This is a genomic window from Vibrio sp. 1580 (assembly GCF_033340055.1).
Window position 1 is genome coordinate 1 of record NZ_JAWOVT010000823.1, and the last position, 500, is coordinate 500.

The window sequence follows — 500 nt, forward strand, 5'->3', positions numbered from 1 at the left end:
GCTTTTTGCTTTGTTGGCTATAGCAACAAATTATTGAGCTTGTTCAGTCGTTTGGTATTCAAACGCAGGAACAACTACTTCCACACGACGGTTCGCTTCGCGACCTTGACGAGTTTCGTTGCTAGCAACTGGGTTTGCTTCACCCATGCCTTTAACTGTCATACGGTCAGCAGCGATACCTTTCGCTTCGAATTCATTAGCAACCGCTTTAGCACGTTTTTCAGTTAGCTGTTGGTTGTACTGAGCAGAACCCGTTGTGTCACTGTAACCAGTGATCTCAACTTTAGCTTGTGGGTAAGTGTTCATTAGATCAACTGTACCAGAAAGTGCTGATGCATCTTTCACTTCTGCGCTTTCTAGGCCGAATTGTACTGTTGCTGTTTGAGCTGGGTACACGTGCTCAACGATACGAGTAGATGGACGTGTTTCTACCACTTCTTCAACTGCTTCTTCTTGAACTACTGTCTCAGAACCAAACTTGTAGTTGAAGCCTATACCGA

General features: G+C 44.8%; 1 protein-coding gene. It reads right to left on the reverse strand.

The features are described from left to right. Positions 1 to 30 precede the first annotated feature (30 nt). The coding region (locus R7093_RS28580) for an OmpA family protein (RefSeq protein WP_318147456.1) at positions 31 to 500 on the reverse strand (470 nt) is incomplete at its 5' end.